22 protein-coding genes and 1 pseudogene are annotated in these 24,230 nt (G+C 52.0%); 18 read left to right on the top strand and 5 right to left on the bottom strand.

The features are described 5' to 3' along the window. Positions 1-453: 453 nt before the first annotated feature. The 10 genes from aroA to ABYK60_RS09600 all read left to right on the top strand — a co-directional run bounded on the left by aroA (position 454) and on the right by ABYK60_RS09600 (position 10,346). Entirely contained in the window at positions 454-1,734 is a 1,281-nt protein-coding gene (gene aroA, locus ABYK60_RS09645) for a 3-phosphoshikimate 1-carboxyvinyltransferase (RefSeq protein ID WP_372871805.1), read from the top strand. Between the two features lie 159 nt (positions 1,735-1,893). Beyond that, positions 1,894-2,589 (top strand): (d)CMP kinase, encoded by a 696-nt coding sequence (gene cmk, locus ABYK60_RS09640; protein ID WP_372871804.1) that lies wholly within the window; start codon positions 1,894-1,896, stop codon positions 2,587-2,589. A 100-nt stretch (positions 2,590-2,689) separates the two neighbouring features. Then, the gene (gene rpsA, locus ABYK60_RS09635) at positions 2,690-4,357 is read left to right on the top strand and encodes a 30S ribosomal protein S1 (RefSeq protein WP_372871803.1); all 1,668 of its coding nucleotides are present in this window, start codon (positions 2,690-2,692) and stop codon (positions 4,355-4,357) included. Between the two features lie 76 nt (positions 4,358-4,433). Next, positions 4,434-4,724 (top strand): integration host factor subunit beta, encoded by a 291-nt coding sequence (gene ihfB, locus ABYK60_RS09630; RefSeq protein WP_372871802.1) that lies wholly within the window; start codon positions 4,434-4,436, stop codon positions 4,722-4,724. A gap of 120 nt (positions 4,725-4,844) precedes the next feature. Next, positions 4,845-5,147 (top strand): LapA family protein, encoded by a 303-nt coding sequence (locus tag ABYK60_RS09625; protein WP_372871801.1) that lies wholly within the window; start codon positions 4,845-4,847, stop codon positions 5,145-5,147. 1 nt (position 5,148) lies between these two features. Beyond that, on the top strand, positions 5,149-6,309 hold the full coding sequence (gene lapB / locus ABYK60_RS09620; RefSeq protein WP_372871800.1) for a lipopolysaccharide assembly protein LapB: 1,161 nt from the start codon (positions 5,149-5,151) through the stop codon (positions 6,307-6,309). A gap of 27 nt (positions 6,310-6,336) precedes the next feature. Beyond that, positions 6,337-7,038: an orotidine-5'-phosphate decarboxylase gene (pyrF, locus tag ABYK60_RS09615; RefSeq protein WP_372871799.1), complete on the top strand. Its 702-nt coding sequence runs from the start codon at positions 6,337-6,339 to the stop codon at positions 7,036-7,038. A gap of 43 nt (positions 7,039-7,081) precedes the next feature. Further along, a complete protein-coding gene (locus ABYK60_RS09610) occupies positions 7,082-7,894 on the top strand; it encodes an SDR family oxidoreductase (RefSeq protein WP_372871798.1) in 813 nt (270 codons plus the stop codon). Positions 7,895-7,928: 34 nt separating this feature from the next. After that, a complete protein-coding gene (locus ABYK60_RS09605; protein ID WP_372871797.1) occupies positions 7,929-8,474 on the top strand; it encodes a DUF2058 domain-containing protein in 546 nt (181 codons plus the stop codon). 132 nt (positions 8,475-8,606) lie between these two features. Next, positions 8,607-10,346 (top strand): acyl-CoA dehydrogenase, encoded by a 1,740-nt coding sequence (locus ABYK60_RS09600; protein WP_372871796.1) that lies wholly within the window; start codon positions 8,607-8,609, stop codon positions 10,344-10,346. Between the two features lie 129 nt (positions 10,347-10,475). On the opposite strand, the gene dacB is transcribed toward ABYK60_RS09600, so the two are convergent. Both dacB and ABYK60_RS09590 read right to left on the bottom strand, forming a co-directional pair. Continuing rightward, the gene (gene dacB / locus ABYK60_RS09595; RefSeq protein ID WP_372871795.1) at positions 10,476-12,017 is read right to left on the bottom strand and encodes a D-alanyl-D-alanine carboxypeptidase/D-alanyl-D-alanine-endopeptidase; all 1,542 of its coding nucleotides are present in this window, start codon (positions 12,015-12,017) and stop codon (positions 10,476-10,478) included. A gap of 220 nt (positions 12,018-12,237) precedes the next feature. Further along, entirely contained in the window at positions 12,238-12,426 is a 189-nt protein-coding gene (locus ABYK60_RS09590; protein WP_372871794.1) for a hypothetical protein, read from the bottom strand. A gap of 221 nt (positions 12,427-12,647) precedes the next feature. Between ABYK60_RS09590 and ABYK60_RS09585 the strand changes: the two genes are divergently transcribed. The 4 genes from ABYK60_RS09585 to ABYK60_RS09570 all read left to right on the top strand — a co-directional run bounded on the left by ABYK60_RS09585 (position 12,648) and on the right by ABYK60_RS09570 (position 15,852). Beyond that, positions 12,648-12,974 carry a DUF1904 domain-containing protein gene (locus tag ABYK60_RS09585; RefSeq protein WP_372871793.1) on the top strand — a complete coding sequence of 109 codons (327 nt, stop codon included), beginning with the start codon at positions 12,648-12,650 and terminating at the stop codon, positions 12,972-12,974. 10 nt (positions 12,975-12,984) lie between these two features. Beyond that, the gene (gene pssA, locus ABYK60_RS09580; RefSeq protein ID WP_372871792.1) at positions 12,985-14,298 is read left to right on the top strand and encodes a CDP-diacylglycerol--serine O-phosphatidyltransferase; all 1,314 of its coding nucleotides are present in this window, start codon (positions 12,985-12,987) and stop codon (positions 14,296-14,298) included. A 236-nt stretch (positions 14,299-14,534) separates the two neighbouring features. Beyond that, positions 14,535-15,275, top strand: coding sequence for a tRNA-uridine aminocarboxypropyltransferase (locus ABYK60_RS09575; protein WP_372871791.1), 741 nt, complete (start codon positions 14,535-14,537; stop codon positions 15,273-15,275). 244 nt (positions 15,276-15,519) lie between these two features. Beyond that, the gene (locus ABYK60_RS09570; RefSeq protein WP_372871790.1) at positions 15,520-15,852 is read left to right on the top strand and encodes a hypothetical protein; all 333 of its coding nucleotides are present in this window, start codon (positions 15,520-15,522) and stop codon (positions 15,850-15,852) included. Between the two features lie 159 nt (positions 15,853-16,011). On the opposite strand, the gene pyk is transcribed toward ABYK60_RS09570, so the two are convergent. Then, positions 16,012-17,451 carry a pyruvate kinase gene (gene pyk, locus ABYK60_RS09565; RefSeq protein WP_372871789.1) on the bottom strand — a complete coding sequence of 480 codons (1,440 nt, stop codon included), beginning with the start codon at positions 17,449-17,451 and terminating at the stop codon, positions 16,012-16,014. A 185-nt stretch (positions 17,452-17,636) separates the two neighbouring features. After that, on the bottom strand, positions 17,637-18,491 hold the full coding sequence (locus ABYK60_RS09560) for a MurR/RpiR family transcriptional regulator (RefSeq protein WP_372871788.1): 855 nt from the start codon (positions 18,489-18,491) through the stop codon (positions 17,637-17,639). A gap of 313 nt (positions 18,492-18,804) precedes the next feature. On the opposite strand from ABYK60_RS09560, the gene zwf reads away from it, so the two are divergent. The 4 genes from zwf to ABYK60_RS09540 are packed head-to-tail and all read left to right on the top strand — an operon-like array spanning position 18,805 to position 23,488. Further along, the gene (gene zwf, locus ABYK60_RS09555) at positions 18,805-20,277 is read left to right on the top strand and encodes a glucose-6-phosphate dehydrogenase (protein ID WP_372871787.1); all 1,473 of its coding nucleotides are present in this window, start codon (positions 18,805-18,807) and stop codon (positions 20,275-20,277) included. A gap of 10 nt (positions 20,278-20,287) precedes the next feature. Next, positions 20,288-20,986, top strand: coding sequence for a 6-phosphogluconolactonase (pgl, locus tag ABYK60_RS09550; protein WP_372871786.1), 699 nt, complete (start codon positions 20,288-20,290; stop codon positions 20,984-20,986). 11 nt (positions 20,987-20,997) lie between these two features. Further along, complete coding sequence (gene edd / locus ABYK60_RS09545) at positions 20,998-22,824, top strand: phosphogluconate dehydratase (RefSeq protein WP_372871785.1); 1,827 nt, start codon at positions 20,998-21,000, stop codon at positions 22,822-22,824. A 19-nt stretch (positions 22,825-22,843) separates the two neighbouring features. Beyond that, entirely contained in the window at positions 22,844-23,488 is a 645-nt protein-coding gene (locus ABYK60_RS09540; RefSeq protein WP_372871784.1) for a bifunctional 4-hydroxy-2-oxoglutarate aldolase/2-dehydro-3-deoxy-phosphogluconate aldolase, read from the top strand. 597 nt (positions 23,489-24,085) lie between these two features. Here ABYK60_RS09540 and ABYK60_RS09535 read toward each other — a convergent pair. Then, positions 24,086-24,230, bottom strand: a pseudogene (locus tag ABYK60_RS09535) (erythrose-4-phosphate dehydrogenase); the annotation flags it as partial.

Raw genomic sequence — 24,230 nt, 5'->3', positions numbered from 1 at the left:
TAATCGTTGATGGTAAAGCCGCAGGGATAAGGTGTAGTTGCTTGCACTGGAGCGTTGTAGCCTGGCTGATGCCAAGCCGGATGCCGGTGCCAACCATGACCCGAATGCCTTAGCATAGCCTGAAAGGGTTGCCGGGAAAAAGAGCCCTGAGCGCAAATCCCGCCGTGATTGAAAACGCCATTGTCCGATTGGCAACAAATCTTGCAATCCCGAGCGACTTTTGGAGCAGTTTTTTGCAGATTTTGTGTTGATTGAACAAAAATCAGCATCAATCCGCCATTTTTTACTGAAAAACGGTTGAATCGCGGCTCTGGATCAGTAATTTAATTACCACGAAGACTCAAAAGGGATCGTTTTTCCTCAAACGTAACGCGAGGCTTACAGCGTTGTAGCGCAGCCTTGCCAACTTCGGCCAATCTGGCCTTCACTCGCTTTTAATGAGAAGTACGAGAAATGGACCAATTACGTCTTGAGCCCGTATCCCGGGTCAACGGGGAGGTAAACATCCCCGGCTCCAAAAGTATCTCCAACCGCGCCTTGCTACTGGCAACCCTGGCAAGTGGCGAAACCACTTTGGTAAATCTGCTGGATTCTGATGATATCCGCCATATGCTACACGCGCTCAAAAGCCTGGGCGTTAAATTCACCCTGTCTGAAGACAAGACCGTATGTACGCTCAGCGGCCTCGGTGGTCCTATCCAAACCGATAAGGCCTTTGAGCTGTTTTTAGGCAACGCCGGCACCGCGATGCGACCTTTGTGCGCGGCGCTGACTTTGGGAACGGGCGAATTTACCCTTACCGGTGAGCCGCGCATGGAAGAGCGTCCCATTGGCGATCTGGTGGATGCGCTGCGTCAGCTTGGTGCCGATATCCGTTACCTCAAAAATGATGGTTTCCCGCCGCTTACTATTAATGCCACCGGTCTTGCCGGCGGAGTGGTGGAAATAGATGGTAGCCTCTCAAGCCAGTTTCTGACTGCGCTGCTCATGGTGGCCCCCCTTGCCAAGGGGGCTGTGACTATCGCCGTAAAAGGTGAGCTCGTTTCTAAACCTTACATCGATATCACCCTGGATTTGATGGCCAAATTCGGGGTTAAAGTGATTAACGACAATTATCAGCGCTTTGAGATTGCTGCCGGACAACGCTATGTGTCGCCCGGTAAGGTGCTGGTAGAAGGCGACGCGTCATCTGCTTCTTACTTTCTGGCAGCAGGTGCCATTGGTGGCGGTGAAGTCAAGGTCACCGGCGTTGGCCGTTTGGCGGTGCAGGGCGATGTGAAGTTTGCCGATGCCCTTGCCGCCATGGGCGCCGACATCGAATGGGGTGACGATTATATTATCGCTCGCGGCAGTAAACTTCACGGCATCGATATGGACATGAACCACATTCCCGATGCGGCCATGACCATAGCCACAGCGGCGCTGTTTGCCGAGGGGCCAACCCGGATGAGCAACATCTACAACTGGCGCATCAAGGAAACAGACCGTCTCGCCGCCATGGCGACTGAGCTTCGAAAGGTCGGCGCTGTTGTGGAAGAGGGGCACGATTACATCCATATCACGCCACCGGCCAAGCCTGTCCATGCCGAAATCGATACCTATAACGATCACCGCATGGCCATGTGTTTTTCACTGCTGGCATTTGCCGATTGCGGTGTGACCATTAACGATCCCGGCTGTACCTCAAAAACATTTCCTGATTATTTCAGGCGCTTCACGGATTTATCAAAATAGAATCAAATGCTGTAAAAATGGGCTGTTATGTAACGGCCCATTCTTTTTGTCGAAATTTTACACGGATCTTTAGCTGTCCTTGATGTATAATGCCGGCCGCTCATTTTCGGTGAACCCAAAGCATTCATGGAAGATGAAATGCTTATTGCGGAGGAATTTATGTCTGAAAGGGCTCCTGTAGTTACAATTGATGGCCCAAGTGGTGCAGGCAAGGGCACGATTGCCCAGTTGCTGGCGAACCATTATGAATGGCAGCTGCTGGACAGTGGTGCCATCTATCGCGTGCTGGCGCTGGCAGCGCTGCACCACAATGTTGAGCTGGACAATGAAGAAGCTATTACACTGTTGGCGGCTCACCTGGATGTGCAGTTCCTGACCGGTAATGATAAAGACGCCATTAAGGTGGTGCTTGAAGGTGAAGACGTTACCACCGCCATTCGTACCCAGGAATGCTCCAATGCAGCTTCAAAAGTTGCGGCATTTCCAAGGGTGCGTGAAGCACTCCTGCGTCGTCAGCGTGCCTTTTGCAAGGCGCCGGGCTTGATTGCCGACGGTCGTGATATGGGCACAGTGGTTTTTCCTGCTGCACCGGCCAAACTTTATCTCACTGCATCAGCCGAAGAGCGGGCGCAAAGGCGCTATAATCAGTTGCAGGACAAGGGCTTCGATGTTAAAATCGACCGCCTTTTAGCCGAGATACAGGAACGCGATGATCGGGACATGAATCGTCCTGTCGCGCCTTTGGTACCGGCTGAAGATGCCCTGGTGATTGACACCACTGGCATTGGCATTGATGAGGTATTCGCCCGCTGCGTGGCGTATATCGACGAGAAATTATCCGCTTCTGGCTTTTAAGCCGGGGGCGTATAGGAATCCGCAACATGGACGATGCGGATATGACGACTGACTCCAACGGCCAGGAAGGTCGCTGGTTTATTACTTAAAGTAACTAAACATGACTGAATCTTTTGCTGATCTGTTTGAACAATCCCTTCAACAACTGGAATTCCGTCCAGGTTCTATCGTTCGTGGTACTGTAGTTGCCATCGAAAACGGCCTGGTACTGGTAGACGCCGGTCTGAAATCCGAGAGCCCAATCCCTGCTGAGCAGTTCAAGAATGCCCAAGGTGTTCTGGAAATCGCCGTTGGCGACGAAGTAGACGTAGCTCTGGACTCTGTTGAAGACGGTTTCGGTGAGACTCAACTGTCTCGCGAAAAGGCCAAGCGCCATGAAGCCTGGATCGTTCTGGAAAAAGCTTACGAAGATGCTGAGACCGTTATCGGTATCATCAATGGCAAGGTTAAAGGCGGTTTCACCGTTGAACTGAACGGTATCCGTGCGTTCCTGCCAGGCTCTCTGGTTGACGTTCGCCCTGTGCGCGACACTGCTCACCTGGAAAACAAAGAGCTGGAATTCAAAGTTATCAAGCTGGACCAGAAGCGCAACAACGTTGTTGTTTCCCGTCGTGCAGTTATCGAGTCTGAGAGCAGCGCTGAGCGCGACGCTCTGCTGGAAAACCTGCAGGAAGGTCAAGCCGTTAAAGGTATCGTTAAGAACCTCACTGACTACGGTGCATTCGTTGACCTGGGCGGCGTAGACGGCCTGCTGCACATCACTGACATGGCTTGGAAGCGCGTTAAGCATCCTTCTGAGATCGTGAACGTTGGTGATGAAATCAATGTGAAAGTTCTGAAGTACGATCGTGAGCGTACTCGCGTGTCTCTGGGTCTGAAGCAACTGGGTGAAGACCCATGGCTGGAAATCAGCAAGCGCTACCCAGAAAACACTCGTCTGACCGGTCGCGTAACCAACCTGACTGACTACGGCTGCTTCGTTGAAATCGAAGAAGGCGTTGAAGGTCTGGTACACGTGTCTGAAATGGACTGGACCAACAAGAACATCCACCCATCCAAGGTTGTTAACCTGGGTGACGAAGTTGAAGTTCTGGTTCTGGACATCGACGAAGAGCGTCGTCGTATTTCTCTGGGTCTCAAGCAGTGCAAGACCAACCCATGGGAAGACTTCGCTAACCGTTACAACAAGGGCGACAAGGTTTCCGGTAAGATCAAGTCTATCACTGACTTTGGTATCTTCATCGGTCTGGACGGCGGTATCGACGGTCTGGTTCACCTGTCTGACATTTCTTGGAATGCCGCTGGCGAAGAAGCTGTTGGTGAGTACAAGAAAGGCGACGAAATCGAAGCCGTTGTACTGTCTGTTGACCCAGAGCGCGAGCGCATCAGCCTGGGCGTGAAGCAGACTGAAGATGATCCATTCAACGCTTACCTGGCCGACAAGAAGAAAGGTGCTATCGTTAACGGTACCGTAACTGCTGTTGATGCCAAAGGTGTGACTGTTGAGCTGGCTGACAGTGTTGAAGGTTACATCCGCGTAGCTGACATCAGCCGTGAGCGCGTAGAAGACGCTTCTACCGTATTCGCAGTAGGTGATGCCGTTGAAGCCAAGTTCATGGGCGTAGATCGTAAGAACCGCACTGTGAGCCTGTCTATCCGTGCGAAAGACGAAGCTGACGAAAAAGAAGTTATGGCTAACTTGAACAAGTCTGAAGACGCTGTTATTAGTAATGCTATGGCCGAAGCTTTCAAGGCCGCTCGTAAGTAATTGCCAAATATGAGGGAGTTGGATTTTCCTCTCCCTCATCGCGGCTGTGTTTGGCTTGATAATAGGGGTAGCTAGGATGACTAAATCCGAACTGATCGAAAAACTCGCCACAAGGCAGTCGCAACTGTCGGCGAAAGAAGTAGAGAGTGCGGTCAAAGAAATGTTGGAACAGATGGCCACCACGCTGGAAAGCGGTGAGCGTATCGAGATCCGCGGCTTTGGCAGTTTCTCACTTCACTACCGTGCACCGCGTGTTGGCCGTAATCCAAAGACTGGTAGTTCAGTCGAGTTGGAAGGCAAGTACGTACCGCACTTTAAGCCTGGCAAAGAACTGCGCGAGCGTGTTGATGCTGTCAACGCCGCCTGATAGATGTTGATTAAAAAGCCTCCGTAAGGGGGCTTTTTTGTTTTTCCCGTATCAATACACTGGTCAGTTAGTCGAAATTCTTGGATAATCAGCCCATTGACATGGGTAAAGGAGTGAGACGTGAAGGGATTTTTTATAGCCTTGGTCATCGCTTTGTTGTTTGTCCTGGCACTGCTGCTCGGCTCACGCAACGAGCAACTGGTCACCATTAACTATTTTGTTGCCCAGGGTGACTTCCGCCTGCCGGTGGTACTTGCCATTGTTTTCTTCGCCGGATTCCTGCTGTGCTGGTGTTTTGCCATCTATCATATCGGCAAACTCAAGTACGCGCTCTCCCGTACCAACCGCAAACTGCACAAGCTACAGGCGAGCTCCGATAATGACAGCAAGGTTCTGGTCGAGGCGGACGAAGTGAAGTCCTGATATGCTGGAAATCCTGTTTCTGCTGTTGCCCATTGCCGCCGGATATGGGTGGTACATGGGGCGTCGCAGTTTACGCCAGAACCAGCATCATCAACGAAAAAAATTGAGTCGTGATTATTTCACCGGACTTAACTATCTCCTTTCCAACGAGTCTGATAAGGCGGTTGATCTCTTCATCAGTATGTTGGACGTAGACGATGAAACCATCGACACCCACATGTCCCTCGGTGCCTTGTTTCGTAAACGCGGCGAGGTCGATCGCTCCATCCGTATTCATCAAAATCTGATAGCCCGTCCAAGCCTGACCACTGAGCAGCGCGATAACGCCATGATGGAGCTGGGCAAGGATTATATGGCTGCTGGCTTTTATGACAGAGCCGAAGAGATCTTCCTTGCGCTAATCAAAGAAGAAGATCACAGCGAAGAAGCAGAAAATCAGCTGATTAGCATTTATCAGATAATAAAAGAATGGCAAAAAGCCATAGATATCACCAAGCGGCTGGACAAAAAGCGTCAGCAACAGTTAAAGCCCACCATTGCCCATTTCTATTGCCAGCTCGCCGATGAAACCAATGATCCGGAACAGCGGCAAAAACTGCTGACTCAGGCGCTTAAGCAAGACCCCAACTGTGGCCGCGCCTTGCTGACTCTGGCCAAATTGTTTTTGGATGCCAATCATCTGCACGATGCTGCAGATGCCATTGCCCGACTGGCGAAGGCAGATGTGTTGCTGTTTGCTGACGGTATAAAGCTTGCCCGTGAACTCTACGCTCGCCTTGACAACAGTGAAGGCTATCGCGAATTGCTTGCTCAGGCCTTGGCCGATGGCGGTGGCGCCTCGGTGGTGGTCGCGCTCGCTGAAGAGATGGTCAGCCGTGGTCAAATCAAAATGGCTGAAAAAATGCTGCTGGATACCCTTTATCGCCAGCCCACCATGAAGGGCTTTTCTGAGCTGATGAAGCTGCATTTACGTCAGGCCGAAGAAGGGCAGGCAAAAGAGAGCCTTTCTTTGCTTGAACAATTGGTAGAACAACAAATAAAATTCCGTCCCGCCTATCGTTGCAAGTCCTGTGGCTTTCCGTCACATGCACTTTACTGGCATTGCCCGTCCTGTAAGTCCTGGGGCAGCATTGCCAGAGTGAAAGGACTGGATGGCGAATAACCTTAATCCCACTGCATCGGAGATCCCATGAGAGACAAGCCCATTCTGGTTGCCCTTGATTTTGACAACAAATATTCGGCGTTGCAGTTGGTAGATAAACTCGATCCGGCCATGTGCCGCCTTAAGGTCGGCAAGGAAATGTTCACCCTGTTTGGGCCAGAGCTGGTTAAAGACGTTCAAAACCGCGGCTTTGATTTGTTCCTGGACCTTAAGTTCCACGACATTCCCAACACTGTTGCCAAAGCCGTTGCCGCCGCAGCTGAGCTGGGGGTGTGGATGGTAAATGTGCACGCCTCCGGCGGTTTTGCCATGATGGAAGCTGCGCGTAAAGCACTTTTGCCCTATGGCGACAATGCGCCGTTGCTGATTGCTGTTACTGTGCTCACGTCCATGAGCGATGAAGATCTTAAGCTTCTGGGGATTGATGTTGGCGCCGCCGAGCATGTGAAGCGTCTTGCCAAACTCACCCATAATGCCGGCCTCGATGGTGTGGTGTGCTCAGCACAGGAAGCCACTATGCTTAAAGACCTCTGCGGTCAGGATTTTAAACTCATCACCCCGGGTATTCGCCCCGAGGGCAGTGAGGTTGGCGATCAGCACAGAGTCATGACCCCGACCCGCGCACTACAGGCAGGCTCCGACTACCTGGTGATTGGTCGCCCCATTACCAAGGCAGCCGATCCGCTTAAGGCTCTGACTGACATTCATCAGTCTATTCGTGGGATCTAAACCACCCGCAAGAAAGCAATTCCAGCGCTGACAAGGAGATAAGATGTTCGACTTTAACGGGAAAAACATTTTGGTGGTTGGCGGTACCAGCGGAATTAACTTAGGTATTGCCCGCGCCTTTGCCCGCGCCCGTGGACGGGTCGCGGTTGCCAGTCGCAGCCAGGATAAAATCGATGCCGCGCTTAAACTGCTTGGCGAAGATAATCCTAATGCCATCCCGCTTGGTGCCAGTTTTGATGTACGCGACAATGAAGCTGTGCTTGCCGGCATTACCGGTTTGCATCAGGGGCTTGGCAGCATTGATGTGCTCATCAGTGGCGCTGCCGGAAATTTCCCGGCGCCCGCAGCCGGGATGAGTGCCAATGGCTTTAAGTCGGTGATGGATATAGATTTGCTCGGCAGCTTTCAGGTGCTAAAAGCCTGTTATCCGCTGTTGTCGCGCCCCGGTGTGGTGCTGCAGATTTCGGCGCCCCAGGCCTATGTGCCTATGCCGATGCAGGCCCATGTGTGCGCCGCCAAGGCCGGCGTCGACATGCTGACCCGCACCCTGGCGATGGAGTGGTCACCCGAAGGCATTCGTATTAACTCCATTGTACCCGGTCCGATCGAGGGTACTGAAGGCTTCGACCGTTTGGCACCTTCGGATGCACTTAAAGCCAGGGTGGCGCAAAGCGTCCCTCTTGGTCGCAATGGCCAGGTTACCGATATCGCCAACTGTGCTTTGTTTTTGGCGTCTGACTATGCCAGCTATATCAATGGCGTGGTGCTGCCGGTGGATGGTGGCTGGTCCCTTGGCGGTGCCAGCATGGCGATGACAGAGCTTGGGCAACTGATGGCAAAGCAGGGCGGCCGTTAAACAGAATTTACAGTGACAAATTTGGAAAACACCCATGGCAAACGCATTACAAGATCAGCTACTTAAGGCTGGGCTGACCAGCAAACAAAAAATTAAAGATGTGAAGACCAAAAAGCGCCGGGACCGCAAGAGCAATGTCGATGACGGCTCAGCGGCGCTCAAGCAAAGTATTGCCGAGCAAAAGGCGTCCCAGGCGGCCCAGGATAAAGCGCTCAATGAAAAGCGCTTTAAGGAAGCTGAAGCCAAGGGGCAGGTGCGCAGTCTTATCAGTGAGATTAAGCGCCTTGCCATCGGCCTGCCTGAGTATGCCGATGTGAAGTTCAACTACACCATTGGCAGCAAAATCCACAGCGTATATATCAACGATAAAATCCAGAGCCAGTTGCTTGGTGGCCATCTGGGGATTGTTCGTCACGAAGACACCAGCTATCTGGTGCCACACAAGCTGGCCGAGCGGGTCAATCTGCTGGTACCAGAATGGTGTGGCTATCTGTGGCAGGCAGACGACAAACAGGCGCAGGTACTTGAGGAAGAGGATCCCTACGCTGACTATGTGATCCCTGACGATCTGATGTGGTGATTGCATCCACAAAACGAGCCCCGGTTAACAGACCGGGGCTTTTTTATGGCTATGCTTAGCGAATGGATTGAGTTTCCTTTGTTTATTCGCTAAATTGAAACAACTGTTTTAATCCACTGTTTGAGAATAGCCATGAATCCCTACCAAGCGCCCCTCAGTGAAATGCGTTTCCTGCTGGAACACCTGTTTGATGCCGACGCGACCTGGCAATCTTTGCCGAGCCTGGAAGGCATGGTCGATTTGGACACAGCCCAAGCAATTCTGGATGAGGCTTCCAAGCTTAACCGCGACCTGGTGCATCCCATTAACCGACCAGGTGACGAAGAAGGCGTGGCCTTCGATTCCGGCAAGGTAACAACGCCGGCGGGTTACAAAGCAGCCTACGATGCCTTTGTTGAAGGTGGCTGGATTGGTCTTTGTGGTGACCCGCAGTATGGCGGTATGGGCATGCCCAAGATGCTCGGCGTTCTGGTGGATGAAATGGGCTACAGCGCCTGTAATGCGCTTAACCTTTATGGTTCACTGACCGCAGGCGCTGCGCTTGCCATCAACGCCCACGGCACTGAAGATCTCAAAGCCACCTATTTGCCAAAGCTTTACAGCGGCGAGTGGGCAGGGGCCATGGACATGACGGAACCACAGGCTGGCTCCGACCTTCGCCATATCCGCACCCGCGCCGAGCCTCAGGACGACGGCAGTTTCCTTATCAGTGGCAGTAAAATCTTTATTACCGGTGGCGACCAGGATCTTACCGAAAACGTTGTGCATCTGGTGCTGGCAAAAATTGCCGGCTCAAACAGCCTGTCACTGTTTTTGGTACCCAAGTATGCCGTGACTGGCAGCGGTGAGGTGGGCGAGGCCAACGGCGTCACCGTAGGCAGTATTGAGCACAAGATGGGTCTTAAGGGCTCTGCCACCTGTGTGATGAATTTCGACAGCGCCCGTGGCTGGCTGATTGGCCGTGAAAACAAGGGCCTTGCCTGTATGTTCACCATGATGAATTACGAGCGCCTTGCCATTGGTATTCAGGGGCTTGGTAGTGCGCAGGCTGCGGTTCAAATGGCGTCCGACTACGCCAAAGAGCGGATGCAGGGCAACGCGCCCGGCAGCAGCAACAGTTCAGATCCCATTGTGGTTCATGGCGATGTGCGCCGGATGCTGCTTACCACCCGTACCCTAACGGATGCTGGCCGCGCCCTTGCCGTACACACGGGCAAGCAACTCGATTTGGCCAAGTTCGCCGATGAAGAGGCGGTGAAAGCCAAGGCCGCGCGTTACGTAGGGCTACTTACTCCTGTTGCCAAAGCCTTTTTAACCGATCGTGGCCTGGATATCACCATCATGGCGCAGCAAGTGTTTGGCGGCCATGGCTATATTCGTGAGACCGGGATAGAGCAACTGGTACGTGACACCCGTATTGCGCAGATTTATGAAGGTACCAATGGCATTCAGGCGATTGACTTTCTCGGCCGCAAAGTGGCCGGTGATAATCTGGTAACCGTAAAAGAGTTTATCGCCGAGCAGTTGGCACTGATTGAAGCAGACGGCAGCGAGCAGGCCGCAGCGCTTCGCCGTGGTTTTGCTGACTTTATCGAGGTTGCCGAGTGGATTAACGAGCACAAGCTTGCCAAACCAAGCCTGATTAACAGCCTGGCCGTTGAAATGCTCGATGCCTTCGGTTACTTACTGTACGGCTTCTACCATCTGTGGATGACGAAAGTTGCCACTGAGGTTGGCAGCGAGCTTGCCAAGCCCAAAGCCGCTTATTGCGACTTTTACTTTGCCAAGGTTATGCCACGTTATCAGGCGCTGCTGGCCTGTGCGCGAAGTGGCGATGATGCAGTAATGGACATCAATGACGATTGGCTCTGATATCTGATAACGAAAAGCCGCCCCCGGGCGGCTTTATTGTTGTTGGCGTTAACGGCCAAGCATTTATGTCAAAAGGGCCGTTATATCTTAGCGCGGCATCATCTGATCTCAGCACCCAAACGTTCTATTTCACCGTGATAGCAGGGCTTTGAGAAACACGGCGCTGAAGCCCGGTTCCCGTTTTTTGGCTTCCGCTTTTTCCACCAAGCCGTTTTCAATCACCACAAAGGCAATCTCGCTGCCGTTGCTTGTGGCAAAGCCTGCCAGATTGGCAACGCCCTGCATGGAGCCGGTTTTGGCAAATACCCTGTCTTTCAATGGCGCAGCGCCAAAACCGCGTCGATAGGTCAGGGTGCCATCTTTGCCAGCAATCGGCAGGGCTTCAATCAGGCTTTTGAGCTCAGGCCTGTCGTGGATAAGCTCGAGGGTGTTAAACAGGGTATAGGCGCTCAGCAGATTGTAGCGGGACAGCCCTGAGCCATCCAATAGCCGACTGTGGGTAAGCTCAAGCCCAAGCTCGGCAAGGCTCGCCTCCATCGCCTGGCTTGAGCCAATAAAGTCTGCGTCGCTGCCAGAAAGCTTACCCAGCGTCTTAAACAAGGCATCTGCTATCAGATTGTCAGACTCTTTGAGCATCTCGGTAATAAGCGCCGGCAGCGGCAAGGAGCTGTGCTCACTTAGAAGATGGGTTCCGCTTGTCAGCTCATTGGCAAAACTGATACTTCCTATGCTGATCCCGAGTTTGTCTATGGCGGCAGTGACTTTACTTTGGGCCCAGGCATTGGGCTCGGTTACCGCGATGGACAGCGGCAAGCTGTTTGGTGAATGCCAGCAGCCATAAAGTCGATAGCGATTGTTGCCCGTGACTTCAAGCTCTGGACGGCAGGCGTCGGGGGATGCACCTATATCGAGGGTTAAGGCATTATCTATGCTGGCCGCGCCGGATTTGGGCAAGCGCACATGGCTGGATTTGCCATCCTTTGCCGGTATCAGGTATGCCCTGATACAATTTCTATCGATAACGAACTCAGACACAGGCGCAGCGTAGCAAACCCCCAGGTCATCCCACACCCAGCCGCGGGCCTTGGTACTCGATTCTTTGGCGCCAACCAGCGTCAGTGAGCCTATGCTGGCGATGCCAAGCCCCTTCAGTGGTGCCAACAACTCATTCAACTGTGCCTGAGTAAAGCTTGGGTCGCCACTGAACTCAAGGTAAAGGGAATCCACCTTGCCTTTGCTGTTTGCCTTGCCATCAGTGGCTGGCGACATCCCCTTGGCATAAAGCCGGGTTTTGAATTGAAATTCATTGCCCAGTCGATGGCTGGCAGCAGTGGCCAGCAGCAATTTCTGCACACTGGCAGGCAACATGCCCCGCTGGGCATTGTCGCTTACCAGCAATTGCTCGTGGGTCAGATCCCAGGCAATCACCCCCAATGTAGAGTGTTTTGGTTTGATCGCCAGGTACCAGTCTGGTAATACATCCTCATTTGGCAACGGCCGGAAGTTATGGATTTGAGCTGATGTAATCTCTGTCGTAGTTATGACTGAAGTTTGTTGTGCGCTGAAACCAGGCGATTTGGCAACTGCAGGTTCTGCTACCGTATGTGCCGCAGCTACGGGCTCTGGCACAAACAGGGCGCTGTAACCACCTATGGCAAGGGCGCCTACCAATCTGGGTGTTTGCCTTAATTTTCTTTTTCTTAAAGAGGTTGCTAATTGTCTGAAAAGGCCGACATTTGAGGTGAACAGTTCCATATGCACGGGCAATCCTTATTTGTGCGCCTGCCTTAAAGATGTTTCGGCATGTGGAGGTAGAAATATTTTTCGCTCTCGTTACCACTGCCAACGTAGACAATACCGCAGACCGGGGCCAATTGGCATAGGGACACGATTATCTGTCGTCTGGCTCGCCAGGATCGTCTTTTTCCATCAGCCGATAGAGCTTTAAGGTAACAAACAGCACCAGCGCAATAAAGAGTGGCAGCACCAGGATCCCCAAGGTGCCTTTAAAATGAAACAGCGCCGCACCGGCCACTAGCGCCACCATCAATGTCAGTAAAATACCTTTGTTTGAAGTCATTTGCGCTGCCCCATTCTGCGTCTGGCGTGAATTTCAGGCCACTATAACAAATGGCCGTATCAAACACCTGATTTGGTCGTTAAAGTATGCACTTGATGCATAAACGTACAAAAAAGGGACAAAATTCACGAGATTAGCCGGTTACGGGTACAAAAGAGCTTGCCCAAGTCCGGCGTTATCGGTAATTTCTAGCCCTTAATCGAACAAGGAACCCCGGTTTTATGCCCCATCTTCGTATCCGAGGGCTTGAGCAAGCAGAGGTTGCCCGTCTGAGCGAAACACTGCCGGCGGCGCTTTCCAGGCTCACCCAGACCGATGAATCGGCCTATACCACCGAGTGGATCCCCAGTCAGTTTTTCCAACAGGGAAAAGCCTGCCGCCCCACAGTGATGGCGGAGGTGCTTTGGTTTCAACGGAATGAAGCAACGCAGGACGCCATGGAATCTTGCATTCGTGAACAGCTGATGGCCTATACCCAGCAGGGAATAGCCATTGTTTTCATTGCGCTGGATAAGCGGGGATATTACCGCGATGGCCGGCATTTCTAAGGAGGACACCTTGATTGAAAAGTTGCAAGGCATAGCCCTTCAATCTCATCAGCTTCAGTGGCTGTTGACACCCAGCGAATTCAAAGCCTGTCTGTTGCAGCGGATTGCCTCTGCAACCCGGTCAATTTACCTTGCTGCTCTGTACCTCGAAGACGATGAGGCGGGCAGAGAAGTTATGGCTGCACTGGTTGCTGCCAAGGCTGCCAGACCAGAGTTGGAAATCAAGGTTCTGGTGGACTTTCACCGTGCCCGTCGCGGCTTAATTGGTCATAAAGGCGACAGCGGTAACTACCTGATGTACAGAAGGGTGATGGAAAACAACCCCGCTGCGTTTGATATTCTCGGTGTGCCGGTCAAGGCCAAAGAGTTTTTGGGTGTATTGCACCTTAAAGGTTTCATCATTGATGATGCAGTGATCTACAGCGGCGCCAGCCTTAACAATGTATACCTGCATCAAGCCGACAGATACCGCTTCGATCGCTATCATCTCATTGAAAACACGGAACTTGCCCGCAGTATGCGCGATATGATTGAGCGCTATCTAGTGCAGGATCCGGCAGTAAGCTCGCTCACTCAGGCCGCCAGTGATGAAGTGCTGCCGGAAAAAATGGATATCCGTACCTTTAAGCAACGTCTTGGCGAAGCCCATTACGAATTTAACGGCGTCAAACTGGGTAATCGGGTAACACCGCTGGTTGGTCTTGGCAATAAGCACAATGCGCTGAACAAAGCTGTGGTGTCCCTGGTGGAAAGTGCGCAAAAAGAGCTATTCATTTGTACACCCTATTTCAATCCGCCAAGGGTGCTGGTGCGTGCATTGGTGAAAAAGCTGCGCCAGGGCGTGAAGATTGACATAGTGGTAGGCGACAAGACAGCCAATGACTTTTACATTCCGCCTGAGCGTGAATTTAACACCATTGGCGCCTTGCCATACCTTTACGAGCAGTCGCTGCGCAAGTTTGCCAAGCGCCAGCAGTGGGCGATCGATGAGGGGCTGCTCAATATTCACCTGTGGAAGCACGACAACAACAGTTTCCACCTGAAGGGGATCAGTGCCGATGCCCGCCGCCATCTCATCACAGGTTCAAACCTTAATCCCCGTGCCTGGGCGCTGGATTTGGAAAACGGTTTGTTAGTGCAGGACGAAACCGGTGCTTGGGTTGAAGGTTTTGCCGCTGAACAGGCTCATATTCTTGAGCATAGCCTGCGGCTGTACCACTACAGTCAGGTAGATACCCTGCATCACTATCCGGTACCGGTTAAGAAGATTATGAACCGTATTCGCCGCCTTAAGGCAGACATTTTTCTGAAACGGATCCTCTAGTATCAGTACATTCAAAACGCCGGCTATTGCCGGCATTTTTTTTCAGCGTGGTACTACTCCTGCACTTGATTGTCTGATGAGTTGCTTAACACCAGGGTGCAGATACGCTTTCATCCTTGTTACCTCATGCTTTCTGGTGTTACGGCAGGTCTTGACGTATCATGGCGCGCCCTAGAGCGCCTTAAACGCACACGGGACATTCATATCAGGTTTGGTGTTATCAGGAACTGCGATAAATGACAGCAACTTTACCTCCCCACGCGGTCCATAAACTCTATGAGTATCGTAAATCGCTTTCGACCAAACCATTTGGTGCCAGAGGTAAAAATCTCAAGCGTTGTGAGCTGTGCCTACTGGGCCTGCAGTATTGCACCTGTGAATTTCGTTCACAACTGGATACCAAAGCCGCCTTTATGTTGCTGATGTACGACGATGAAGTACTTAAACCCACCAACAGTGGTCGACTGATTGCCGACCTGGTGCCGGACACCTGGGCGTTTTTGTGGAGTCGCACAGAAGTCAATAACGACGTGCTGGCGCTGCTTAACGACGACAGATTTCAACCGTTTGTGGTGTTTCCGGGTGAATACGCAGGTGAAGGGCAACGGGTGATAGGCGAGGTTACAAACCATGAGCTTAATTGCAAACGGCCCCTGTTTATCATGCTGGATGGTCGCTGGCGGGAAGCTATCAAGATGTTTCGCAAGAGCCCGTACCTCGCAGGATTGCCGATTTTATCCTTTGACGCCGGCACCATCGCCAAATACGCGCTAAGAAAAGGAACCAGAGAGTTTCAATTTGGTACCGCCGAAGTTGCCGCCATGGCCATTGGTGCCATGGGCGAGGAGGGCAATGCCCGGCGATTATCGACTTGGTTTGATTTATTTGTCGAATCGTCGTTGCTGGGCCGCAACCGCAGACCCAATACCAATCTGGTGGAGCGAGAGCGTTTAATCGCGGCCTTTGCCGAAGATTAGGTCAGTTTTTTGTGGCCGGGACCAAATGGATCAAAATTGAGGCTCTGGCTCACAAGGCTGCCAACAGTCAAATAGACTCAGACTTTCTGTTCCTAAGAAATCAGATGTGACTTCATCTCACAAATAGAAAAATGAATTACCAGCTCTGAGTGTTTACCCAATTCTACTGAACCCGTCAGGATATCAGCTAAATCTCGCTTAACGCCTATACTGCATATTAGTATAAGTGCGTTGGAGTAAGTAAATGGCTGAAAACGATAAGCCCATCATGTTGCTGATCCTCCACAGATTAGAGCCCGGTTGTCTTGGCCCGGATGGTTTACAGCATGTAGAGCAGTTCTGCATGCTGGCCGAAAAGTCCATTCAGGGATTGGCTCCGGAGGTTTGTCATTGGAAATTAGTACCAAGAATTGACAAAGCTTTGCCTGAAATGAGCTATTTCCTCGGGAACAAACAGCTAACGAAAGAACAAACAGATCGTTATTTGGAAATGTTTTCCCTGGAAATCGATGAGTTTGAGGAAAAGTTCCACGCCAAGCTGACGCAGTTGATAAATCAGTATTTAGCCAGGAAATGATAAACTGCGGCCGCTAAATTTAGAGGCGAAGCTTTCATGTCTGCTCTGTAAAAGTTAATTAGTGATCTCGATTGGCAACCCAGTTTACGTTTAAAGGGGTAAGCCAAGGTAAAAAAAAGGTACGCCATGCGTACCTTTTATTAGCTTGTTCACCATAACTTACGGCAGGATCAGTACCTTACAGGTGTTGGTTCCGCCTATGGTTTCCATGGCATCGCCCTTGGTCATCAGTACCATGTCGCCTGAAGTCAGGTAACCGGCCGCGCGAACAGCTTCCAGCGCCTGAGCTGCTACTTCATCTGCACGGAATGAGGTAGAGTCGAAGTAAACCGGCTGAACTCCGCGGTACAACGCCATTTTTGCCAGCGTAGTTTCGTGGCGTGACAGAGCGATGATTGGCAGTGATGAACTGATACGGCTCATCAGTTGGGCTGTGGCACCCGATTCAGTCAGCGCGATGATGGCCTTAACGCCATCAAGGTGGTTAGCAGCGTACATGGTTGATAAAGCAATGGTTTCTTCCACTGAACTGAAACGTTCATCCATGCGGTGCTTGGACACTTTCACACTTGGATGTGCTTCGGCGCCCAGACACACGTTTGACATGGCACGTACAGTTTCTTCAGGGAAATCACCCGCGGCAGTCTCGGCAGACAGCATCACAGCATCAGTACCGTCCAGCACAGCGTTGGCCACGTCCATCACTTCGGCGCGGGTTGGCATTGGACTGGTGATCATAGATTCCATCATCTGAGTCGCGGTGATCACAACGCGGTTCAGTTGACGAGAGCGGCTGATGAGTTTCTTCTGCACGGCTACCAGAGCCGCGTCACCGATTTCAACACCCAGGTCACCACGGGCAACCATCACGGCGTCAGAGGCCAGAATCACATCATCCATGGCTTCGTCAGTAGCAACGGCTTCAGCACGCTCAACCTTGGCCACAATAAGCGCATTGGAGCCAGCGGCTTTGGCCAAATCACGAGCGTAGTTAAGGTCAGCACCAGTGCGTGGGAAAGATACCGCCAGATAATCAACCTTAATACGGGCAGCAGTGATGATGTCTGCTTTGTCTTTGTCGGTCAGCGCCGCTGCAGACAAACCACCGCCTTTTTTGTTGATGCCCTTATTGTTAGACAAAGGGCCAGCAACGGTAACAGTGGTGAATACTTTGCGACCTTCAACACGCTCAACCTTCAATTGCACGCGGCCATCATCGAGCATCAGGATATCGCCAACTACAACGTCGTCAGGCAGTTCTTTGTAGTCGATGCCAACCTGAGTTTCATCACCTTCACCTTTGGCAAGCTCTGCGTCCAGGACAAATTCCTGACCCAGTGCCAGTTGCACCTTGCGGTTGTCTTTAAAAGTGGAAACGCGGATTTTAGGGCCTTGTAAGTCACCGAGAATGGCAACGTGAACACCGAGTTCTTTGGCGATGTTGCGTACGCGGGTGGCACGCTCAAGATGATCTTCGGGGGAACCGTGGGAGAAGTTGAGTCTTACTACGTTAGCACCGGCCGCAATGATGCGGCGGAGGTTATCGTCACGGTCTGTGGCAGGGCCGAGGGTAGTAACGATTTTGGTTCTGCGGAACATGAGTTACTCCGTTAAGTTTCAAGTTAATCTGAAGACTATATTAACAGACATTGGCGCATTATGTAGGAAAGTTACAAACAAAATGATCTATCTCAAGCTTTTATTTTTGTGAGAAACCGCCAACTTTTGGCGGTGCAATGGCGGCCAGAGCAGTTTCTGACCACCAAAGCTATGATGGAATCCAGTTACAGGTCGGGATCTTTATTGATCCTGGATTCTTTCAAAGCCTCTTTTACACGCTTCAGACTGTCTCTGAATCTTGGACCACGACGCAAGGTAAATCCAGTTGCAAGTACATCGATAACGACCAATTGCGCCAGCCTGGATGCCATTGGCAGATACATGTCTGTATCTTCAGGCACCTCCATTGTCACAGCGAGAGTGCATTCCAGTGACAACGGGGAGTTTCTGGCTGTTATTGCAATGACCGCAGCACCGTTTTCACGTGCCAATCTGGCGATGTCTATCAGTGACTTGGTTCGGCCGGTATGGGAAATAAGAACCACCACATCCCCTTCGTTGCTGTTGATGCAACTCATACGCTGCATCAATACATCATCGAAACAGATTACCGGTACGTTAAAACGGAAGAACTTGTTTTGGGCATCATGGGCCACGGCGGCAGACGCGCCCAGGCCAAAGAAAGATATGGTCTTAGCCTGAGTCAGAATGTCTACGGCTTTATTGATGGCCTGCATATCGAGACTTTGACGGGCAGTATCAAGAGAAGCCATTGAAGATTCGAATATTTTTGTCGTGTAAGACTCTGGGGAGTCATCTTCTTCCACGTGGCGGCTTACGTAAGGGGTGCCATTGGCAAGACTTTGCGCCAGATGTAACTTAAAATCAGGAAAGCCTTTGGTATCGAGACGACGACAAAAACGATTGACGGTAGGTTCACTGACATCGGCCATTTTAGCCAGTGTTGCAATACTGGAATGAATGGCTGTCTGTGGAGAGGCAAGGATAACTTCCGCCACTTTGCGTTCTGACTTACTGAATTGGTTAAGGCTTTTCTGGACCTTTTCTAGGGTATTCATACGCGTACGTCCGCTATTAATGAAGGTATTATTTTTTATTTTTTCTGATCAGAGCGTTTCATTTTGCTGCTTGGATCACAAAGTGGTTTGCCGCTTACAGTTTTTACGGCAGTTCCGCGCCAACTTTCTACAGCCAACAGTAATTTAAGCACAAAAATAATAACAGATACCGGCTTTGACTGACTAGCATGAGCGCATTTCGTATTTATCAAATTATGGATGCATTTATCAGTTTCTGTTGTTATATTACAACAAAAGAGCTTTCAACCGTTCAGCATACGGTGAAGCCGATGACAAAGGAGAGCTTGCAGCAATGGGCAACACAACTACCGGGGCTAAGGCCTGCGATTTTGTCCTTTTTGGTACTAAGGGAGATTTGGCAAGACGTAAATTGCTTCCATCTCTTTATCAACTGGATAAAGCAAAGTTGCTTCATAACGACACCAAAATCATCGGTGTTGCCAAAGACCAACTGTCTACAGAAGAATTTAAAGAGTTGGTGAAGATCGCACTGACTACTTTTGTCAAAGAATCCCTGTGTGATACCACCCTGGCACGATTCATTGAGCGTTGTCATTATGTGGGCACCAACTTCACCGAGTCAGAAGGTTACAGCGCGTTCCACCAGCTGCTGGAGCCGGAAAAGCGGGTGATGGTGAACTACTTCGCGACCCCTCCCGCCATTTTCGGTGACATCTGCCGTTGCCTTCACGAACAGAATCTGATTTTCCCCGATACCCGCGTTGTTCTCGAAAAGCCGATTGGCTCCGATCTGGATTCGTCCAAAGTCATCAACAATCAGGTTTCTGAGTTCTTTAACGAAAACCAGGTGTACCGCATCGACCACTACCTGGGTAAAGAAACCGTTCAAAACCTGATTGCACTGCGTTTTGCCAACTCGCTTTTTGCCTCCAAGTGGGATAACCGCACCATTGATCATGTGCAAATCACCGTGGCCGAAGAAGTGGGTATCGAAGGCCGCTGGGGTTACTTTGATAAAGCCGGTCAGATGCGCGACATGATCCAGAACCACCTGTTACAGGTGTTGACCCTGGTTGCCATGGACCCGCCGGTAAACCTGGATGCCGACTCTATCCGTGATGAAAAGGTTAAAGTGCTCAAATCACTGCGCCCGATCAATATGGATAACGTCAACGAAAACACGGTGCGCGGCCAATACTCGGCCGGGTTCCTGAAAGGCAGCCCTGTGCCAGGTTACCTGGAAGAAGAGGGCGCTAATGTGGACTCCAACACCGAGACCTTTGTAGCGCTGCGGGTTGATATCGACAACTGGCGCTGGGCCGGTGTGCCGTTTTACCTGCGAAGCGGCAAGCGCATGCCGTTCAAGAGCTCAGAAATTGTGGTGTACTTTAAAAACCCACCGCACAACCTATATCGCTCCAACTACCGTAATCTGCCGCCCAACAAGCTGACCATTCGTCTGCAGCCTCACGAAGGTGTGGAAATCCAGATGATGAATAAGGTTCCGGGGCTTGAGCAGAAAACCCGTCTTCAAACCACCAAACTTGACCTGAGCTTCTCCGATACTTTCAAGAACGAGCGTATCGCCGATGCCTACGAGCGTCTGCTTCTGGAAGCCATGCTTGGCAATCAGGCGCTGTTTGTGCGCCGCGATGAAGTAGAGCAGGCGTGGACCTGGGTAGATGGCATCATCCAGGCATGGGAAAACAGCAACGAAAGACCCAAGGCCTATCCGGCCGGTACCTGGGGCCCGGTAGCCTCTGTGGCGCTCATCACCAAAGATGGCCGCTCCTGGGATGAGTAAGGAGGCGAGGGTGCTTAAAGAAACCGTATTTAAATCATTCGACAACACCGAATCTTTGGAAACTCAGCTGGCCGAGCGTATTGCCCGTCAGCTGCAGGAAGCGGTGGATGCCCGTGGTAAGGCGAGCCTGGTGGTCAGTGGTGGCTCTACGCCGCTTAAACTGTTCCAGGCCCTGTCGAAAAAGGCCATCGATTGGAACGAAGTGTTTGTGACCCTGGCGGATGAGCGCTGGGTGGACAACGACCACAAGGATTCCAACGAGCGTTTGGTGCGTGAGAATCTGCTGCAGCACCGTGCAGCCTCTGCCAAATTCCGTGGCCTTAAGAATATGTTCACCAGCGCCGAAGAAGGCGCTGCCATGACCTCAGAGCAGCTTGCCAATGTGCCACGTCCGTTTGATGCGGTCGTACTTGGCATGGGTAACGATGGTCACACCTGTTCCTGGTTCCCTTGCTCAAAAGAGCTTGGAAGGGCGCTCGACAGCAGCAATCTGTGTGAGGCGGTGACGCCAACCACAGCGCCCCACGAGCGTATCACCCTGACCAAACAGGCCATTCTGAACAGTCGCCAGATCTATTTGCATCTGGTGGGCGAACAAAAGCTCAGCGTCTATCGTCAGGCGTTGGAAAGCGATGATGTCAAAGCGATGCCAATCCGTGTGGTTCTCGGGCAGCACAAAGCGCCCGTGGACGTGTATTGGAGCGCCTAAGGAGGCAATGTATGCACCCCGTAGTTAAGTCGGTGACCGACAGGATCATCGAACGCAGTAAAGAAAGCCGCAGTGCTTATCTGGCCGCCATCGGCGAAGCCCGCAGTCAGACAGTACACAGATCCAGCCTCAGCTGTGGCAACCTTGCCCACGGTTTTGCCGCGTGCGGTGCCGATGATAAACAGTCACTGCGCCAACTTAACAAGGCCAATATCGGCATTGTGACCGCATTTAACGACATGCTGTCGGCGCATCAGCCTTACGAGCATTACCCAAGTCTGCTAAAAGCGGCCTGTAATGAGGTAGGCAGTGTGGCGCAGGTAGCTGGCGGCGTGCCAGCCATGTGCGACGGGGTGACCCAGGGCCAACCCGGCATGGAGCTGTCTCTGCTGTCCCGTGAAGTGATAGCCATGGCCACCGCCGTTGGTTTGTCACACAACATGTTCGATGGTGCCTTGCTGCTGGGTGTGTGCGACAAGATTGTTCCCGGCCTGTTGATTGGTGCCCTGAGCTTTGGTCATCTGCCGATGCTGTTTGTACCGGCTGGCCCAATGCGTTCTGGCATCCCCAACAAAGAAAAGGCTCGCATTCGCCAGAAGTTTGCCGAAGGTAAGGTCGACCGTGCCGCACTGCTGGAAGCTGAAGCCAGTTCCTATCACAGCGCCGGTACCTGTACTTTCTACGGTACCGCCAACTCAAACCAATTGGTGCTGGAAGTAATGGGTCTGCAACTGCCAGGTTCATCCTTCGTCAACCCTGACGATCCGCTGCGTGAAGCCTTGAGCAAGATGGCGGCCAAACAGGTATGCCGCCTGACCGAGCAAGGGCTGCAGTATTCGCCCATAGGTGAAATCGTCAGCGAGAAATCCATTGTGAACGGCATTGTGGCGCTGCTGGCCACCGGCGGTTCCACCAACCTGACCATGCACATTGTGGCCGCTGCCCGTGCTGCGGGTATCATCATCAACTGGGATGATTTCTCCGAGTTGTCCGATGCGGTGCCGCTGCTTGCCCGTGTTTACCCCAACGGTCATGCGGACATCAACCACTTCCACGCTGCTGGCGGTATGGCGTTCCTGATGAAGGAACTGCTGGACGCAGGTTTAGTGCACGAAGATGTGAACACTGTGGCTGGCTTTGGTCTGCGCCGCTACACCCAGGAGCCCAAGCTGCTGGATGGCGAGCTGACCTGGGTTGACGGCCCTGCCGAAACTCTGGACGGCGAAGTACTGCGCCCTGTGGGTGAGCCGTTCCAAAGCAACGGTGGCCTTAAGCTGATGAAAGGTAACCTTGGCCGCGCGGTTATCAAGGTGTCGGCGGTGCAGGAAAAACACCGCATCGTTGAAGCACCAGCGGTGGTGATTGACGATCAGAACAAGCTCGATGCGCTGTTTAAAGCGGGTGAGCTCGATAGAGACTGTGTTGTAGTGGTAAAAGGCCAGGGCCCGAAAGCCAACGGCATGCCAGAACTGCACAAACTCACGCCAATCCTTGGCACCCTTCAGGACAGAGGCTTTAAAGTCGCACTGATGACCGACGGTCGTATGTCCGGTGCCTCAGGTAAAGTGCCTGCCGCTATCCACCTGACGCCGGAAGCGCTGGACGGTGGCTTGATTGCCAAGGTGCAAAATGGCGACCTTATCCGAATCGATGCCATCAAAGGTGAGTTGTCGCTGCTGGTGTCTGAAACTGAACTGAGCGCCCGTGTCGCTGAAACCGTGGATCTTCAAAAGTCCCGCTTCGGTATGGGTCGCGAACTGTTTGGCGCCCTGAGACAAAATCTCAGCAGCCCGGAAACCGGTGCACGTTGCACTGACACCATTGATGAACACTATTAATCCATGAAGGAAACGACAGATGTCTGAGAATAACTGGTCTTTGCAACCACAGGATATTTTTAAGCGCAGCCCGATTGTTCCCGTCATGGTGATCAACAAGCTCGAACATGCCGTGCCCTTGGCAAAGGCATTGGTCGCCGGTGGTATCAGCGTACTTGAGGTAACACTGCGCACCGAATGTGCTCTAGAGGCCATTTCTAAAATTGCCAAAGAAGTCCCAGAGGCTTTGGTCGGTGCCGGTACCATTTTAAATGAAGAACAGCTTGAGCAGGCAGTGAATGCCGGTGCCCAGTTCATCATCACGCCGGGGGCCTACCCAGAGCTGCTTAAAACCGCCATTCAGGGCAAAGTGCCACTTATCCCCGGTGTGGCGAGTATCTCTGAAGTCATGGCGGGTATGGCCATTGGCTATCGTCACTTCAAGTTCTTCCCAGCGGAAGCTTCCGGCGGCGTTAATGCACTGAAAGCCTTCCAGGGCCCCTTGGCGGATATCCGCTTCTGCCCAACCGGCGGCATCACGCCTTCAAGCTACAAGGACTACCTGGCACTGAAGAACGTAGATTGCATCGGTGGCAGCTGGATTGCCCCAACGGACGCAATGGACGCCGGTGACTGGGACAGGATCACCAGCCTGTGTAAAGAAGCGCTGGCCGGCCTGAACTAAGCTGGCGCCTTCATGGCTTAAGCAGTCGATTCGTAAAAAGCCCCGCACCTGCGGGGCTTTTTTATGGGCATCTACTTACGATGACGTTCACAATCAATCGGTACTTGCTTAATGAATAAAGCAGACATAACGCAGTGGCGTGAGCTTGTGATATGGCTCTGGATTCGGTGCTTAGGAGAGCATTGTCTGTATGGCCGGAGCATAATCAAAGCAGCAAATAGCCAACAGACGCTGAGCTATATTAACTTGTTCGCTATCTAGGCGTGGCCATCCGGGATAAAAGCTGAATGAGGAAGCAGGATAGGGCGACTGATACCAGCTTTGGGTTCTATATTGCGTGTATATAGCAGCGGCTTCGCTGACGATGGTGCTCGACCAAACGAGGCTGGTGAGGTGCTTGAGTTGGGTAGTTCCCGACTCAGGCCAACGTCTGCAGTAGTAAGGATTGAGCAACAAGCAGTAAGTAGTAAGTAGTAAGTAGTAAGTAGTAAGTAGTGAGCATTGGCAACATGCAGCGAGCGCCTGAACTACCACAACAGCCGCGGAACACAGGCAACAAAAAAGGCCCCGAAGGGCCTTTTCCTGTGTGAGAACGTCTTACTTGGCGTTCATCAGCGCAACGGCGTTGTCCAGCATACGGTTGCTGAAACCCCACTCGTTGTCGTACCAGGCCATAACCTTCACCAGACGACCACTTACGCGGGTTTGGGTGGCGTCGAAGTTGGAGGAGAAGGCGTTGTGG

The organism is Shewanella sp., from assembly GCF_041630135.1.
Lineage (GTDB): Bacteria > Pseudomonadota > Gammaproteobacteria > Enterobacterales > Shewanellaceae > Shewanella.
This window is presented reverse-complemented; position numbering and strand designations above follow the sequence as displayed.